Origin of the sequence: Kribbella ginsengisoli, assembly GCF_039537185.1 — a bacterium.
GTDB classification, from domain to species: domain Bacteria; phylum Actinomycetota; class Actinomycetes; order Propionibacteriales; family Kribbellaceae; genus Kribbella; species Kribbella koreensis.
In genome coordinates, this window is record NZ_BAABAA010000034.1 from 1 (window position 1) to 13763 (window position 13763).

Consider the following 13763-nt stretch of genomic DNA (forward strand, 5'->3'; position numbering starts at 1 on the left):
GTGCTGTTTGCGGCGCCCTTTGTTGTGGTTGTGATGGCTCCCGCGGTGGCGTCGTGGACGGGTCTTGTTCGGCTGGGTCGGGAGTGGCTGGACCTGGGCGCGATGGCTCCGCTGGTCCCGCTGACGATCGACGCGGCGGGCCTCTACATGGCGTTGCTTGCCTGGCGGGCGACGCTGGCCGGTGACTCGGCTGGCCTGGACCGGTTCCTGGTGTGGCTGTACGCCGGACTGTCCGCGGCCCTGAACGTGTGGCACGCGGATGCGGTCGGCGGTATGCGCGCGGCGGTCTTCTACGGCATCGCGTCGCTGTCGGCCGCGATGGTCTGGGAGCGCACGTTGCGGGCGATGCGCCGCCAGGAGCTGCGCGAGCTGGGCGCGATCGACTCCCCGGCTCCCCGGTACCGGCCGCTGCGTTGGATGCTCCACTACCGCGAGACCTGGGGCGCGTTCTCGCTGGCGGTTGGTCAGGGCATCTCGAACGGTGACCTTGCCCTCGCGACCTACCGCGAAGCCCAGTCCCTCGTGACCTCTGCTCCGCGGGACAAGGCGTCCGAAGCCGAGCTGCAGGCGCTGATCGAGAAGGCGGGCGACCTGGACCCGGCGCTCGTGGGTCTGACGAAGAAGGCAGCCCTTCTCCTCGCGTTCCAAGAGGTCGGTGAGGTCAACGTCCCGGCCGCCCGGTACTGGCTCGCAGAGCGCGGGCTGAAGACCGACCGCAGCAACGCGCACAAGGTGGCCAACGAGCACACCGCCGCTCTTGCCTCCGCGCCGCACCTGAAGGCGATCGCCGGGGGTGGGCAGGCATGAGCTTCCCGACGCGCTACACCGTCGCGGACCTGGTCCGCGAGATGGGCACCTACCCGCCGGAGTCGGCCGGAGCCACGGCGATCGGTTCGGCCGGTGACGGCAGCGTGGTCTACACCGACCAGCTCAGTACCCGCGCCAACGACCACAACGTGCTGATGGTCGCCCCGGCCGGGCACGGCAAGACCAACACGCTGCGAGGAATCGCAGCTCAGGATCTCGCTCGCGGTGGCTCGGTCCTGGTCGTGGACTCCCGCGTCAGCGGTGCGTCGTTCCGCAAGGTCGCAGACCTGCCGAACCTGATGCACGGCCACCGGATCACCGCGATTCACCGGCTCCTGACCTGCCTGGCCGACGAGATGGCGGCCCGCGCGGCAGCACTGGAGGCAGGCGTCCCGGCCTACATGCCGCTCACGGTCGCGGTCGAAGGCCTCGACATCCTGAAGGAACTGCTGTCCCGCCACTGGATGAGGCTGATGCCGTCCGGCGGCCCGGTGGTCTCTCCGGCGCTGGACGCCCTACGCCTCGCACTGTTCGAGGGCGGCCCGCTGGATGTCCGGGTCATCGCGACCACCCAGCGCCCGCCGTCCGCGTCGTGGCGCGACCAGTTCGGCGTACGGGTCCTGGGCCGTCAGACCCGGCTGGGCTGGGACCTCCTGGGGTGCGGCGAGCCGCTCCAGCCCGCGATGGCCCGGATTCCCGGCCGGATGCACGTCGTGTTCGGCCACGACTACGCGATCGAGACACAGGTCCCGCTGTGGACCGACACCGCGGTTCGGGAGTGGGCCTCCCGAGCCGTTGAAAACCAGCCGTTCCCGTACCTCGCTTCGACCACCTGGGGAGACCAGTGATGAGCACCGCCACCAACAAGACCCTGCGCGTTCTCCGCGCCCAGAGCGCCGCCTACGTCGTCCAGCTCCTCATTGCCGCCTCCGTGGTCGTGGTCTGGTCGCACGCCGACCACTACGGCAACCACCCGCTGAGCATGACCAACCGCCTGTGCGGTGGCTTCGGCTCCGCGGGGCTCCTGCTCCTGGTCGGCCGCGGCCTGATTGACGACGCGATCCAGTGCCGCCACGCCCGCTGGCAGTACCGCTGGGGCTACGTCCTGGTCTTGCTGGTGTGCGGCCTGGTCACGGCCAAGGCCGGCAACTACGTCTCGCTGGGCCTGCCAGTGGTCGCGGTCGTGATGACCGGCAGTACCTTCGGCGCGGTCGTCTTCCGCCAGGGCGAAGCGTTGCTGCCGGAGGACCCCCGCGGAAGCTGGCAGCCGATCCACGAGAACGCCTTCCGCGCCGACTGGGCCGACCTGACCCGCGATCGGGTCGAGTCGCTCATTCAGGACTCCAGCGACCAACGCCTGACGCTGTGGAGCCTCCCGCCGGACATCACCGGCTCGGACCCGCTGCCGTTCACCGCGGTTCTGGGTCCGCTGGACGAGCCGTTCGGCTTCTACCGTTTCGTGCTCGCCACCGCCCGGCAGGAGGCCGGCCGATGAGCACCGGCTACCTGCAGTTGCCCGGTACCTGGAGCGAGTCGGGCCTGTGCGCCCAGACCGACCCTGAAGCGTTCTTCCCCGAGAAGGGCGGCAGCACCCGCGACGCGAAGAAGGTCTGCGAAGGCTGCCCGGTGATCGCTGAGTGCCTGGCCTACGCGCTGGACCACAACGAGCGCTTCGGGATCTGGGGCGGCCTGTCCGAGCGCGAGCGCCGGAAGCTGCAGCCCCAGAAGAAGACCCCTACGCGGGTCGCCGCTGCCGTCAAAACGGCTTCGCGCGAAAACGCGAACACGATCTCTGGCGGGGCCCAGCCTGCGAAGACGCGCGGGCCCCGCCAGTCTCCAGCCACCCCGGACCGGAAGGCGGCCTGATGAGCACCTGGGATGAGCCGCTGGAAACCGCAGCGCGCGAGCTGAACACGACGGTGGACGACCTGGTCGCGGTCGGCCTTGAGTGGCTGGTCGACGTGTGCGCGCCGATCCCCGGCAACCAGTCCCCGGCCAACGTTGCCGAGTACATCGACCACCACCACGACGGCGACTGGGCCGGGTTCCTCACCGACCCGTACCTCAACGACGGACTGGCCGCGCTGGCGATCGAGCGGGCCTCCGGCTCGCACACGGTCGCCGCGGCTGCCGAGCTGCTCCGTGTCGACCTGGTCGACGTGGTCTCGGTCATCGCGGACTGGGCGCTGGCTGCCCCGCAGCCCCGGACGCTGGGTGTCTGGGACGGCGAGGTGATCGGCAACGCCGGTCTGCGAATGCTCCACCAGGAGCTGATCAACCGCGGCCCCGTTCCGAGCAAGCTGCAGCTCGCCGCGGCCCGCTCCTGGGTCGACCACTGCGACTTCCCCGACGTGGCCGGGATCGGCCTGTCCGCGGAGGCGCTGAGCGATGACGAGATCCGCGACGGGCTCGCCGCCACCTACCACGGTGGCTGGCTCCAGTTCCTGGCCGACCAGATCCCGATGACCCTTCCGCGCGAAAACACCAAAACGTCAAACCACGAATCTGGGGAGTTCTGACATGTTCGAGATGACCGATGCACAGGCCACCGCCGAAGGCCTCACCGTGGTTCCCGGTCTGCCGGTCGCTCCGGTGACCGTGGTCGACCGGCTGGCCGCTGCCAGCGACACCGCCGACGTACTGGCCGCCGTGGTCGAAGCCCTCCTCTCCGCGGGCAAGGTCCGCCGCTCCGACCTGGAGGCGCTGTCCAACGGGCTCGGTCACCTCCATGTCGAGCTGGACGAGCTGGCCGACGAGCGCCGCCGGACCGACGCCGCTTCGGCGCTGGCCGGCCACACGGTGACCCTCGCCGGAACCGGCCGGGGGAAGACCTCGCTGGACCTGATGCACCTCGCCCAGCACCGCAGCGAGGACGTGGCCTGATGGCGATCCAGAAGGCGCAAGACGCACCGTGCTGGGTGGCAACGATCCCGCCCGAAGGCGATGAGCTGCACTTCGCCACGCGCCCGCTGGCGATCGCCGCCGCGGTCAAGCTCCCGCCGGGCGCGGTGGTTACCCGTCTGCCGGTCCGCTGCTACCTCGCGGAGTGCGACGGCTGCGAGTACCGCGAGGGCGAGAGCGAGTCCACCGGCGGCCACCACCTGCCCGCGTTCGAGCCGTGGCACATCCTGGGCGACCTACACGACCTGGAGCGGGTCGGTACCGATCTGCTGTGCGAGGCGTGCCGTATCGGCGTCTCGCTCACCCGCTTCACTCCCTCCCCGGCGCTGCGGGCGGCGCTGGCCTACGCAGGGAGCGTCCGATGACCGTCTACGTGGACGACATGCGCCGCAAGGCCCGCGTCGGCAACATCGACGCCCGCTGGTCGCACCTGTTCGCCGACACCTCGCAGGAGCTGGTGGCGTTTGGCGCCCAACTGGGCCTGCTGCCGAGCTGGCTGCAGCACGCCGGCACCTACCGCGAGCACTTCGACGTCACCGACTCGAAGCGGACCGCCGCGCTGGCGGCCGGAGCTGTGGCCGTGGCCTACCCGCGCGGCACGGCGGGCCTGCTCGACACCAAGCGCCAAGACCACGCCGGAAAGGAGATCGACCGATGAAAGACACGCTGCGAGAGGTGTGGGCCACCGCCCAGACCGTGGGGCACGTACTCGAGTTCGTGTTCGCGGGCGCTGTGGTGGTGCTCTTCGTCCTGGTCGGCTGCCTGCTGTGGGCGATCTGGACCGACTACCGCGTCGACGCGGTAGCCGCGGCCGGTGCCCGCCGCCGCGCCCGCGAGACGCCGCTGCGTGACCTGTCCGGCCGGGTGATCGGCTGATGGCTGGTCGCGCCTCGGTGAAGGCCTACACCCGCAAGGGCGCGGACGGAAAGTCCGTCAAGGTCACCCGCCACACCAAGGGCACCCGCCCCGGATCGGGCCGCCAGAAGAAGACGGCGGCCCGCCGGGGCTGGAACAACCTGAAGCAGGCCTACAAGTACGGCCGCCGCAAGAAGCGGCTGGCCGCTACCGCGTTCGCCGTGCTCGGCACGGCACAGATCGGCTCGTTCGTAGCGCTGCGCGGGATCACCCTCGCCGCGGCCTCGGTGGCGCTCATCGCCTCCGCGGTCGCGGCAGTGGCCTACGCGGCTTCGTCTGGCGGGAGGTTGCCGGAATGAGGAGAAGGCACGTACAGGTAGCTCGGCAGCGGGGCGTGATCTCGCTGTTGCTCCACCCGCTGTTCCTGCTGGCCTGGTGGCTCCTGCGGCTGGTCGCCCGCTTCGTCAGTGGCCGGCCTTTGAACGGCATTCACCGCACGGACGCCAACTTCTTCTCCGCGGGTACGGAAGACACCGGCGATAAGCCCTGGTTCGCCCCCGGTGCCCCTACCCAGTGGTCATACCTGCCGGGCTACAAAAGGCTCGCCTCACGCCTCCTGGTGGTGGGGTCCTTTGTGGCGTACCTGCGGTGGCCACGCCAATTGCAGGTGATCGGCGTGGTAACCGCCGGAGTGGTACTCGGGGTGGCTGTGTGGCGGGCCTACGTGGCATTCACCTTGTACCGCCACAGGCGCGATGTGGTGATTCCGGTGCACGTGGCGTTCTGTGGTCTGGTCGGGCACCCGTCCAGCATTCAGGCTGAGGACTGGGTAGAGATCCCGGTCGACTACCTGACCAACCTGGACATGCGGATCAGCCTGCACCTGCCGGAAGACTTCCAAGTCCAGAACGCGAAGCACATTCAGGAAATCGCGATGGCGGTCTGCCGCAAGATCGACCTGGATTTCGATGAGGTCCAAGTCCTTGCCCACCCCCAGACCTCCGCTCCCTGGCTGGAGCTGAGGCACGCCCCGAAGGTGCCCCGGCTGGTCCTGGCCTCCGACCTGTTCGACGCGATGGAGAAGCAGCCGGCCTCCGCTCCGGTCATCGGCCTGACCGCGGGCGACCAGGTGGTCGCGACCGACCTGGACGACGAAGCCCCGCACACGCTGTTGTCGATGAGCACCGGCGGCGGCAAGTCGAACTATGCCTACGGGCAGGCGTGCCAGCTCCTCCACAACGGAGCACTGGTGATCATTCTCGACTACAAGCGCACCAGCCTTAAATACCTCCGCGATCACCCGAACGTTGTTTATGTCCGCGATATCAAAGACATTCACAACACGACCCGAATTTTCACGGTCTGCGAAGAACAAAATGTCACCGTCCGTAAATTGTCCCGCTATTGGAAGAAGCACAAGGAGAAGAGCGACCCGGACCGCTCCCCGGCGGTCGACGCATTGGAAGACGTAGCGTCAATGGGTCGTACGGTGCTGGAAAACCTGTTGGCTATTTTCCAGTTCGGTTCGTCCAATGCCGCGGGCGGTTCTGCTATTCGCGAGAATTACGGCAACCGCGTTCTTGCGCGGTATTCAAACCGGGCTTGGCAAATGCTCGCCCCGGAGATTTCCCCGATGCCGAAGAAGAGCGATATCCCCGGCCGGGTTCAGGTCGTCCGGGCGTCGCGTGCGATCGAGACTCAGGTGGCGCTGTGGAGCAAGGAGGACATCCGGACGTACGCCTGGTCGGGTGACTTTTCTCAGCTTCCCAAGCTCGCTCTGGGGTTCCTGCCCGTAGGGGAGGGGCTTGAGAAGCTCTCAGCTCTGCTGTCTGAAGACGAGCTGCCGACCGCCGGCCCCGCGCCGGTCCACACGGTCGAACAGGTCCGCGAGCTGGAGCCTGCAGAGGAGCTGATCACGCTCCGCCAGGCGGTCGAGCTCGGTATCGAGGCCGTCCAGCCAGACGGAAATGACACCTTCGAGAAGGCGCTCATGCGCATCCGGAAAGCCAGTCAGGACCCGGAGTTCCCCGAGCCTGCCGTCCGCTCCGGAGCAGGCAACAAGTGGAACCGGGAAGCGGTCGATTTCTACTACCGCAACCGCATCCGCAGCCGCGTTCTCGAAGCCGAAGAGGTGTTCGACTAATGCGCAACCAGACGTTTTCGCGTTTTCCTGCTTTCGCGCAAAAACAACGCGTTGACCTGGGCGACGGCCGCCAGTTCTGGGCCTGGCTCGTGAACGGCGTACCCACCTTCCCTTTCCGCGGGGCTCCCTCCGGATTGGCCACCGTCCGCCAGCTGGCGGCAATGCGGCTTCAGCCGGGAAACCAGGAGATTCAGGCGCAAATGCTCTGCACCCGCTACCCGCGGCTCGCATACCTGTACCGGGTGGATTTGGCGAAGCCGAAAAGGCCGGCGACCGCGGCCCAGCTCGAAGCCCTCGCGAAGGCCCGCGCCGCTGCGCTGGCCCTGCGGTGCTGGTGCCCGATCTGCCAGTCCACGGCCGATCACTGCATCTCGGTCCGCGAGGGCCGCTGTGGTGAGTGCGTGGCGTCTGGCCGGACCGGCCCGTACGTCGACGTGGTCGCCATGTGGGGGGCCGCGTGACGGCCGGGCAGAGTGTGGCGCTGATCGAGGTCGGTTCACCCGAGCCGCACCAGGAGGGCGAGCAGGCAGGGCCGGATGAGGCGCTGACCGTGGTCGCCCTCGTGGCGTTGTCCGGTGGCCCGATGGAGGGCTGGTGGTTCAAGGTGGGCGACCTGGTCGAGCACCAGGCGGCCGCGGTTCGGATGCACCACACCGCGGCCGACCAGGCGGGAGCGATCCTCGGCTACCGACCCGCCGGCCGATCGCAGCGGCACCGCACCCGCCCCGAGCTGGTGGCCGACCTGTGGCTGTGGACCGGTACGCCGGGTGTCCGCCACCTGCACGAACTCGAAGACCCGCGCGCGCTGACCGGCGTGTCCTCCGCCGACAGTTCTGACCCCGCCGATAGCGTCGGCGGCAATGTGCAAGATCCCGCACGACAGGAGGTTGGTCGACGTGCAAGAAGCGTGGACGATCCGCGAGGTAGCGAGGGCGGCCGGACGGTCGCCGTCGTCAGCGGCATTGCTGGCGAGGGCCGGCCTTCTGCCGGGGTACACCGCAACGGCCGAACTGGCGGACCGCAAGGGAACCGGATTCAAGGGTGCGCAGGTCCCGGCGGAGCTGGCGACGGCGTACGCGGAGATCTTGAGCGCGGGAGTCGCGACAACGCGGCTCGCGGAGTTGATGAAGGGCCAGCCGGAGAAGGTGCTGGCGGCTGCGGAAGCACTCGCGACGCTCGCCCGTACGGCGATCGCCGCGACCAGCACGGAGAGCGGGAGGGCCGCCTAGACGTAGGGCAAAAAGAAACGACCCCCGCGCCGCTCCAACGGCTGGGGGCCGATCAAGTCATCGGGTCGGAGCGCCAACTCCGAAGCCGAGCCACTTCACGTGGTCAGAAATCTGACCACTCATCACCTGCCGAGAGGCTAGCACGTTGAGTAGCGCTGCCCCGGAAATCCGCGCGGACCGTTCGTCCCTACAGCGCGTCGTCGACGCGCTGGGCGATCGTGTCGCAACCACCTCGAACAGAGGTGATCAGGTCTACGCGCGTTGCCCCGACCCCGGACACGGTCCGGACCGCAAGCCGAGCCTGTCGGTGACCTGGTCGAGTGGCACCCGCGGCGGCCTGGTGAAGCTCAAGTGCTTCAAGGGCTGCGACTTCTTCAGCGTGGTTGAGTCGCTGGGCCTGAGGGCATCGGACACGTTCGACACCCCGCCCGCGCGCCCGTCCAGCGACAACGACCGCCAGGCGCGCGAGGAGCGCACCCGGCGCCAAAAGCAGGAGCGCCCGAAAAGGCCGGCCCCCGTGACCCCGGCTCCGGAGGTCGACGCGGAGCCGGTCAAGACCTGGGCTGACGCGGAGCTGATCGCCACCTACGTCTACGCCTCTGCGGACGGCGTACCGGTGTTCGAGGTGCGCCGCTGGTCGAACGGGCCGGTCAAGTACACCGCCCGTTCGTACACCAAGGACGGTCGCCGGATCTCCACGAAGAAGATGCCGATACTCGAGAGGCGGGAGCTGTACCGGCTGCCCGATGTCCTCGCGACGAAGAAGGCCGGCGGCCTGGTCTACGTAGTCGAGGGCGAGAAGGACGCGGACTCGTGGGCCGCGGTCGGGGTGTGCGCGACGACGAACCCCGGCGGGGCGTACATCGCCAAGGACGGCAACCAGTGGCTCCCGCAGTACTCCGAAGCGCTTCGGGGTGCTCACGTTGTGCTGGTGACGGACGTTGACCCGCTGACCCCGACCAGGGGTTACCCCGGCTACCGCCACGTGCTGAATGTGGCGAGCGAGCTGGAGGGCGTGGCCGCGTCGATCGCCGTGGTTCGCCCGCTGGAGGGCAAGGACTCGACCGACCACCTGGAGGCCGGGTACGGCGAAGGCGACCTTGAGCCGGTCGAGCTGGAGTCGCTGGCGGCCCTGGTCGCGGAGGTCGACCAGGTCCACGAGGAGCACGGCGTCTACGTGGTCGAGTCGGCCGCGGCCCCGGCGATCGCGCCAGACTCGGAGCCGGACTCGGAGGCCGGCGGCCGGGTGTACGACTTCCCCTCAGGGCTCGAAGCCGAGCTGCTCGACAACGCCGGTCTGCGTGGCGGTGGGGGAGGCGGCACCGGTGGCGGTGACGGTGGTGGCCACGATGAGGAAGAGCCGTGGCACACGGTCACGGTCGAGGACCACTTCGAGGCGTCGGCGGACGGCATTTTCAAGGTCATCCACGACCGGAAGAACCGGCTTACGAAGCGGTTGCCGCTGTTGTCGGTGCCGGTCAGGATCGTTGCCCGCTACGCGAAAGTGCTCCCTGACGGCGTCCAGCCGCCACCCGGCAGGGCGAGGAGTTCCGGATGGACCGGGTCGACGTCGACCGGTGGGAGCGCGGCTCGTGGGTGAACGACCTGCCGTGGCTGATCCGGGCGAAGCGCCACCAGGCCGGGAAGTCGTTGCTGCGGGAGGCGATCGAGAAGACCTCTGGCGAGGACATCCCACTGACCCCGCTGTACGGGGCGCTGGGCTGGCAGGAGTTCAACGGCCGGACTCACGGTCGACGTACCGCCGGAGCTTCGCCGGTTCGCGCTGCCGGAACCGCCGACCACGATGGAAGACCTGCAGCGCGCGGTGTATGCGTCGGTCGAGATCATGGCGGCGGCCCCGGCCCGGATCGCCGGGCCGATGCTGGGCGCGGCCTACCGGGCGTGCCTGGGGTTCTCGCAGGTGACGCTGTTCCCGGTCGGTAGCCCGTACACCGGTAAGACCTCGCTGACCTCGGTCGTTGCCCAGCACTACGATTCGTCGTCATCGTTCGAGGACATGGCCGGTGTCGGTGCCGGTGAAGACGCCGGTACGACGAATGCCATTGGGGATCTGCGGTTCCTGGCCGGAGACATCCTGTTCCCGCTGGACGACCTGGCCCCCGACAAGGGTCCGGAGAAGGCAGCCGAGCGGCTGAATGCGATCGCGCGGAGCCAGTACAACCGCAAGGGCAAGGTCCGGATGGACCGCAAGACCAACGTCAAGGTGAGCCACCCGCCCCGCGGCCTGCCGGTGGTGACCGGTGAGCAGTCGACCTCTATGCAGTCGGCCGAAACCCGGCTGGCGACGGTCCGGTTCCTGCCGGGCGATCTGGACCTGACCCCGAACGGTGCGGTCGCCCAGCTCAGCACCGGCACGGCACCGCAGGACCGGGCCTCGCTGATCGCGGCCATGGTCCGGTACTACGCCTCGCGCCACCCGCTGACCGCCTGGTTGTCGGAGACGCGCGCCGAGTTGTCGATCGCTCTTGCGGAGGACAACCCCGACCAGACCGACGAACAGCGCAACGCCGACCTGCGGGCCTCCGGTGTCGTGGCTGATCTCGCGGTGGGCTGGCGCGCCATGCTCGACATGGCGACCGAGCTGGGGGCGATCTCTTCGAGCATGGCCGCGGAGCTGTGGGCGTCCGCGTGGGAGGGCTTGCTGGAGGCGAAGCGCCGGATGCTGGACGGCCGGGCCAGCCGGACGCCGGCCGACCGGTTGCGCGAGATGGTCAACGCTCTGCTCCTGGGTCGCCGGATCGCGTTCCACTCCCGCGAGGGCGGTACGCCGGTCAACCCGGAGGCGTACGGGTGGGAGCTGAACTCCTTCGACGGTGGTTACCGCCTGGCCGGTGAGCCGGTCGGGTGGACCGATGGCAAAACGGTGTGGTTGCTGCCGTCGAGCCTGTTCCCGCACCTGGAGCGGCAGGCCAATGCCGAGAAGGAGCCGATGGGCCTGACCAAGGAATCTATGGCTCAGCGCCTGGCCGATGCCGGGGTGATCAAGCTTCCGCCGCGCGAGGACGGCAAGCCGGTCCAGCGGAACGCGGTCCAGCGCCGGATGGGCGGCAAACCACAGTGGGTCTGGGAGATGAACCACGATTGGCTGTTCCCGCCGGAGGAGCCTGAAGACGGCGACCCCGGCAAAGAGCCGGCCCCGCTGCCGGACGCTCCCACCCCGCCACCGGCACCGGGCAGAGCTGGCGCCGGAATCGCCCGTCAGCGCCCCTGAGCGCCCCGTAGAGACCCCAGCGGAGCCGGTGGCACCCACTGGACCCCGGAAGTCGGGCAGGCGCGCTCAGAACCGCACAGCGGCCCCGGCCGCTGTCCCAGCGGTGACCTACCTGACAACCTGGCTCAAGGACCAGCACCCCGAAGCCACCCCGGACGACCTGACGGAGGCAGAGCGGCTGTGGCATGAGGCGATGCGCGGCATCGAGTTCCGCGGCCCGTTCGACACGGCCAAGCGAATCTTGAACGGGTCGCTTCGGCACCAGTCGATCCCGGACCTTCCCCCGCTCGACCAGGCCCAGCTCGCCCCGGTGATGGTCGACATGACCGGTAGCGGCGACCTTCGGCAGAACTGGTGGAGGAGCCGGACCCGCACCATGGGCGAGGCGCTCACCGAAGGCGCGTGGATCGCCAGCTTCGACGTGAACGGCTTCTACCCGTCCGCGGCCGACATCGACCTAGGAACGGGCGATCCAGTCCTGACCGAGAGCGCGACACTGCCGATCGGCTGGCAGAAGCGGCCGGGCTGGGTCCAGCTCGCCGCGGACGCAACCACCGCACCGTACGGGCTCGCTGACCGGCTGACCGCCGGCCTTTGGGTGCCGGTCCCGCTGGCGGTCTACCTCGAGCAAATCCGTGCGCTCCCGGCGGTGAAGGCTTCGCTGATCTGGCCGGAGGCGCGGCGGTGGCTGCGCACGCACGTGTCGATGTTCCGCGAGGCGCGAGCGGTGCTGAAGGACCTGGAGGCCGACAACCTGGGGGCGCGGATGGCACACCGCGCGGTGAAGGCCACCAACACGCGTCTGTTCGGTGGCGCGCTGCGCTCGGAGAAGCACAACAACACGCTGACGCTGCGAGTCGACTGGGCCGCGATGATCGAGAGCACCGCGGAGGCCCGGATGTACCGGGCGCTCGACAAGGTCGACCAGGGCGCGGCCCGCGTGATCGCCAAGCACGTCGACGCGGCCTGGTTCGAGGTCGCCTCTCCGGAGGTGGTCCCGCCAGGCCTGGTGGTCAGCGACCAGTACGGCAAGTTCAAGCCGGTCGGGTGTGCACAGGTCACGCCGCGGATGGTCGAGGCGCATCGGGTCGGCCGGTGGAAGACGATCTATGACGAGCTGGAGAAGGCAGAGGGCCGCAAGTGAAAGGCCGGTCGTGGTTCGGGCTGTTCGGGCGTGACCTGAGCTTGGACGAGACGCTCGAACAGGTGCGCAACGAGCACGGCAAGAAGGCTTCGAGCTGGCTCGCGGACAAGCTGGGGGTTTCGCGCCGGACCGCTCAGCGGTACCTGGCCGGCACCCAGAACCCCTCGAAGCGGACCCGTCAGCGCATCCCGAACGTTGAGCGGTCGGTACGGCGCAAGGTTGCTGCGGGCAAGATCTCCCGCGTGCGGTCGATGAACGTCGGTCGGGTTGTGGTGATCAACCTGTCTGCAGGTGATGAGGACGGGACGCGCGACATCGGCAACGTGTCGCTGCCGCCGGAGATCATGGAGGAGATCGCAGCCCTGTACGCCGATGGGCAGGACCAGGAGGCCGAAGACCTCCTCAATCAGGCGATTGTGAACATCTACGCCAACGACGACCCGCACGACCGGGGCGGCCTGGGGTCGGTGCTCTACATCGACAACTACTCGCCGGGGATGAGCTACCGGAGCGCCTCCCCGCCCCCGAGCTCCACTCCGTAAGCACGTGCTTGGAATCGGCCGGCCTTTCCCGTAGCTCAGGAAAGGCCGCCCGATTTGCGTACGGTGGTCAGGTGAGCGGAGACGAGCTGCCGGGCCGCCTGGTCCTGGCCGTGCGGGTCGCGCCAGGGCACTACCTGGTCGAGGCCGGCCGATTGGAGAAGGGCGACCGGTTAGACCCCGGTGGCGACCTTGACCGTGCTGGTGAAGGTGCGCGAGGTCGAAGGCCCGGAGGTCGGCCGCGAGTTCACCGCACGCCTGCAGGGTGGGACACGGCAAACGTGAGCGCCAACGCCTGGAGCGGCCGGGACAAGGTCTGGAGCTGGCTTGCTGCCTCAGCGGCCCCGTACGTCTGGTGGCGCGCAACGGCGATCGAGGGCCACCAGGTGGCGCTGGTGGTCTGGGACCGGACCGCGGCCCCCTGCCCCGGCTGCGGGGCACTGGTGGACGCTCCAGCGCCGTTCTACGCCGGGCGGGGCGAGATCCTGCCTGAGGACAACCGGCACGACTGCGGGGCGGCCATCCCTCCAGCACCCGCCGTAGCCCGCTGGCTGAGCGAGGTTCAGTCCGAGGACGACGCACGGCAGATGCTCGCCCAGCTCGAAGAGACCCGGCAAGCCCGCAGCACTGACCCCTCTTCCGCGGGTGTTTGCCCTGGTCAACGGCAGTGATCCAACGCGATACCGCTAAAGCGTTATCGCGCGAAAGCGCGATTGTTCGATTGCCGTTGCCGAAGGCAACGCAGTGTAGGCGTTAAAGCGCGATAGCGCTTTTGCCTTTTAGCGGGTTGGGGTTTTCGCGCGAAAGCGCGATTGCAGGTCGTTGACCTGCATTTATGCGCGAAGCGCATTAGCACTTTCGCGCGAAAACGCAAATCAACCACGGCCGATCGGCGAAGCCGAATCGGGTGGGC

At 68.7% G+C, this 13763-nt stretch carries 18 protein-coding genes and 1 pseudogene; 18 read left to right on the forward strand and 1 reads right to left on the reverse strand.

The features are described 5' to 3' along the window. The 12 genes and pseudogenes from ABD768_RS42755 to ABD768_RS42810 form a co-directional block, all read left to right on the forward strand. The coding region (locus ABD768_RS42755; protein ID WP_344850686.1) for a DUF2637 domain-containing protein at positions 1–807 on the forward strand (807 nt) is incomplete at its 5' end. Then, positions 804–1655 carry a P-loop NTPase family protein gene (locus ABD768_RS42760; RefSeq protein ID WP_344850688.1) on the forward strand — a complete coding sequence of 284 codons (852 nt, stop codon included), beginning with the start codon at positions 804–806 and terminating at the stop codon, positions 1653–1655. The genes ABD768_RS42755 and ABD768_RS42760, both read left to right, overlap by 4 nt. Further along, on the forward strand, positions 1655–2302 hold the full coding sequence (locus tag ABD768_RS42765) for a hypothetical protein (RefSeq protein WP_344850690.1): 648 nt from the start codon (positions 1655–1657) through the stop codon (positions 2300–2302). The genes ABD768_RS42760 and ABD768_RS42765 overlap by 1 nt, the downstream gene beginning before the upstream one ends. Beyond that, positions 2299–2526: pseudogene (locus ABD768_RS42770) on the forward strand (WhiB family transcriptional regulator); the annotation flags it as partial. The gene ABD768_RS42765 and the pseudogene ABD768_RS42770, both read left to right, overlap by 4 nt. 146 nt (positions 2527–2672) lie before the next feature. Next, entirely contained in the window at positions 2673–3326 is a 654-nt protein-coding gene (locus ABD768_RS42775) for a hypothetical protein (RefSeq protein WP_344850691.1), read from the forward strand. A gap of 1 nt (position 3327) precedes the next feature. Beyond that, positions 3328–3690, forward strand: a complete 363-nt coding sequence (locus ABD768_RS42780) for a hypothetical protein (RefSeq protein ID WP_344850692.1) — start codon at positions 3328–3330, stop codon at positions 3688–3690. After that, entirely contained in the window at positions 3690–4073 is a 384-nt protein-coding gene (locus tag ABD768_RS42785; protein ID WP_344850694.1) for a hypothetical protein, read from the forward strand. Before ABD768_RS42780 ends, ABD768_RS42785 begins: the two co-directional genes overlap by 1 nt. After that, entirely contained in the window at positions 4070–4366 is a 297-nt protein-coding gene (locus ABD768_RS42790; protein ID WP_344850696.1) for a DUF4031 domain-containing protein, read from the forward strand. The genes ABD768_RS42785 and ABD768_RS42790 overlap by 4 nt, the downstream gene beginning before the upstream one ends. Further along, positions 4363–4584, forward strand: a complete 222-nt coding sequence (locus tag ABD768_RS42795) for a hypothetical protein (protein WP_344850698.1) — start codon at positions 4363–4365, stop codon at positions 4582–4584. Before ABD768_RS42790 ends, ABD768_RS42795 begins: the two co-directional genes overlap by 4 nt. Then, positions 4584–4922: a hypothetical protein gene (locus ABD768_RS42800; RefSeq protein WP_344850700.1), complete on the forward strand. Its 339-nt coding sequence runs from the start codon at positions 4584–4586 to the stop codon at positions 4920–4922. Before ABD768_RS42795 ends, ABD768_RS42800 begins: the two co-directional genes overlap by 1 nt. A 35-nt stretch (positions 4923–4957) precedes the next feature. Then, positions 4958–6706 carry a hypothetical protein gene (locus ABD768_RS42805; protein WP_344850702.1) on the forward strand — a complete coding sequence of 583 codons (1749 nt, stop codon included), beginning with the start codon at positions 4958–4960 and terminating at the stop codon, positions 6704–6706. Beyond that, a complete protein-coding gene (locus ABD768_RS42810) occupies positions 6706–7167 on the forward strand; it encodes an RRQRL motif-containing zinc-binding protein (protein WP_344850704.1) in 462 nt (153 codons plus the stop codon). The genes ABD768_RS42805 and ABD768_RS42810 overlap by 1 nt, the downstream gene beginning before the upstream one ends. Positions 7168–7202: 35 nt before the next feature. On the opposite strand, the gene ABD768_RS42815 is transcribed toward ABD768_RS42810, so the two are convergent. After that, positions 7203–7574: a hypothetical protein gene (locus tag ABD768_RS42815; RefSeq protein WP_344850706.1), complete on the reverse strand. Its 372-nt coding sequence runs from the start codon at positions 7572–7574 to the stop codon at positions 7203–7205. Here ABD768_RS42815 and ABD768_RS42820 point away from each other — a divergent pair. From ABD768_RS42820 to ABD768_RS42845, 6 genes are all read left to right on the forward strand, one after another. Further along, positions 7567–7935, forward strand: a complete 369-nt coding sequence (locus tag ABD768_RS42820) for a hypothetical protein (protein WP_344850708.1) — start codon at positions 7567–7569, stop codon at positions 7933–7935. The two genes, ABD768_RS42815 and ABD768_RS42820, sit on opposite strands and share 8 nt — an antisense overlap. Positions 7936–8080: 145 nt before the next feature. Then, positions 8081–9535 (forward strand): hypothetical protein, encoded by a 1455-nt coding sequence (locus ABD768_RS42825; protein ID WP_344850710.1) that lies wholly within the window; start codon positions 8081–8083, stop codon positions 9533–9535. 204 nt (positions 9536–9739) lie between these two features. Continuing rightward, positions 9740–11167, forward strand: coding sequence for a hypothetical protein (locus tag ABD768_RS42830; RefSeq protein WP_344850712.1), 1428 nt, complete (start codon positions 9740–9742; stop codon positions 11165–11167). 103 nt (positions 11168–11270) lie between these two features. Next, entirely contained in the window at positions 11271–12311 is a 1041-nt protein-coding gene (locus ABD768_RS42835) for a hypothetical protein (RefSeq protein WP_344850714.1), read from the forward strand. Continuing rightward, positions 12308–12853, forward strand: a complete 546-nt coding sequence (locus ABD768_RS42840; protein ID WP_344850716.1) for a helix-turn-helix domain-containing protein — start codon at positions 12308–12310, stop codon at positions 12851–12853. Before ABD768_RS42835 ends, ABD768_RS42840 begins: the two co-directional genes overlap by 4 nt. A 278-nt stretch (positions 12854–13131) precedes the next feature. Continuing rightward, complete coding sequence (locus ABD768_RS42845; protein WP_344850718.1) at positions 13132–13521, forward strand: hypothetical protein; 390 nt, start codon at positions 13132–13134, stop codon at positions 13519–13521. The last annotated feature ends 242 nt before the right edge of the window (positions 13522–13763 follow it).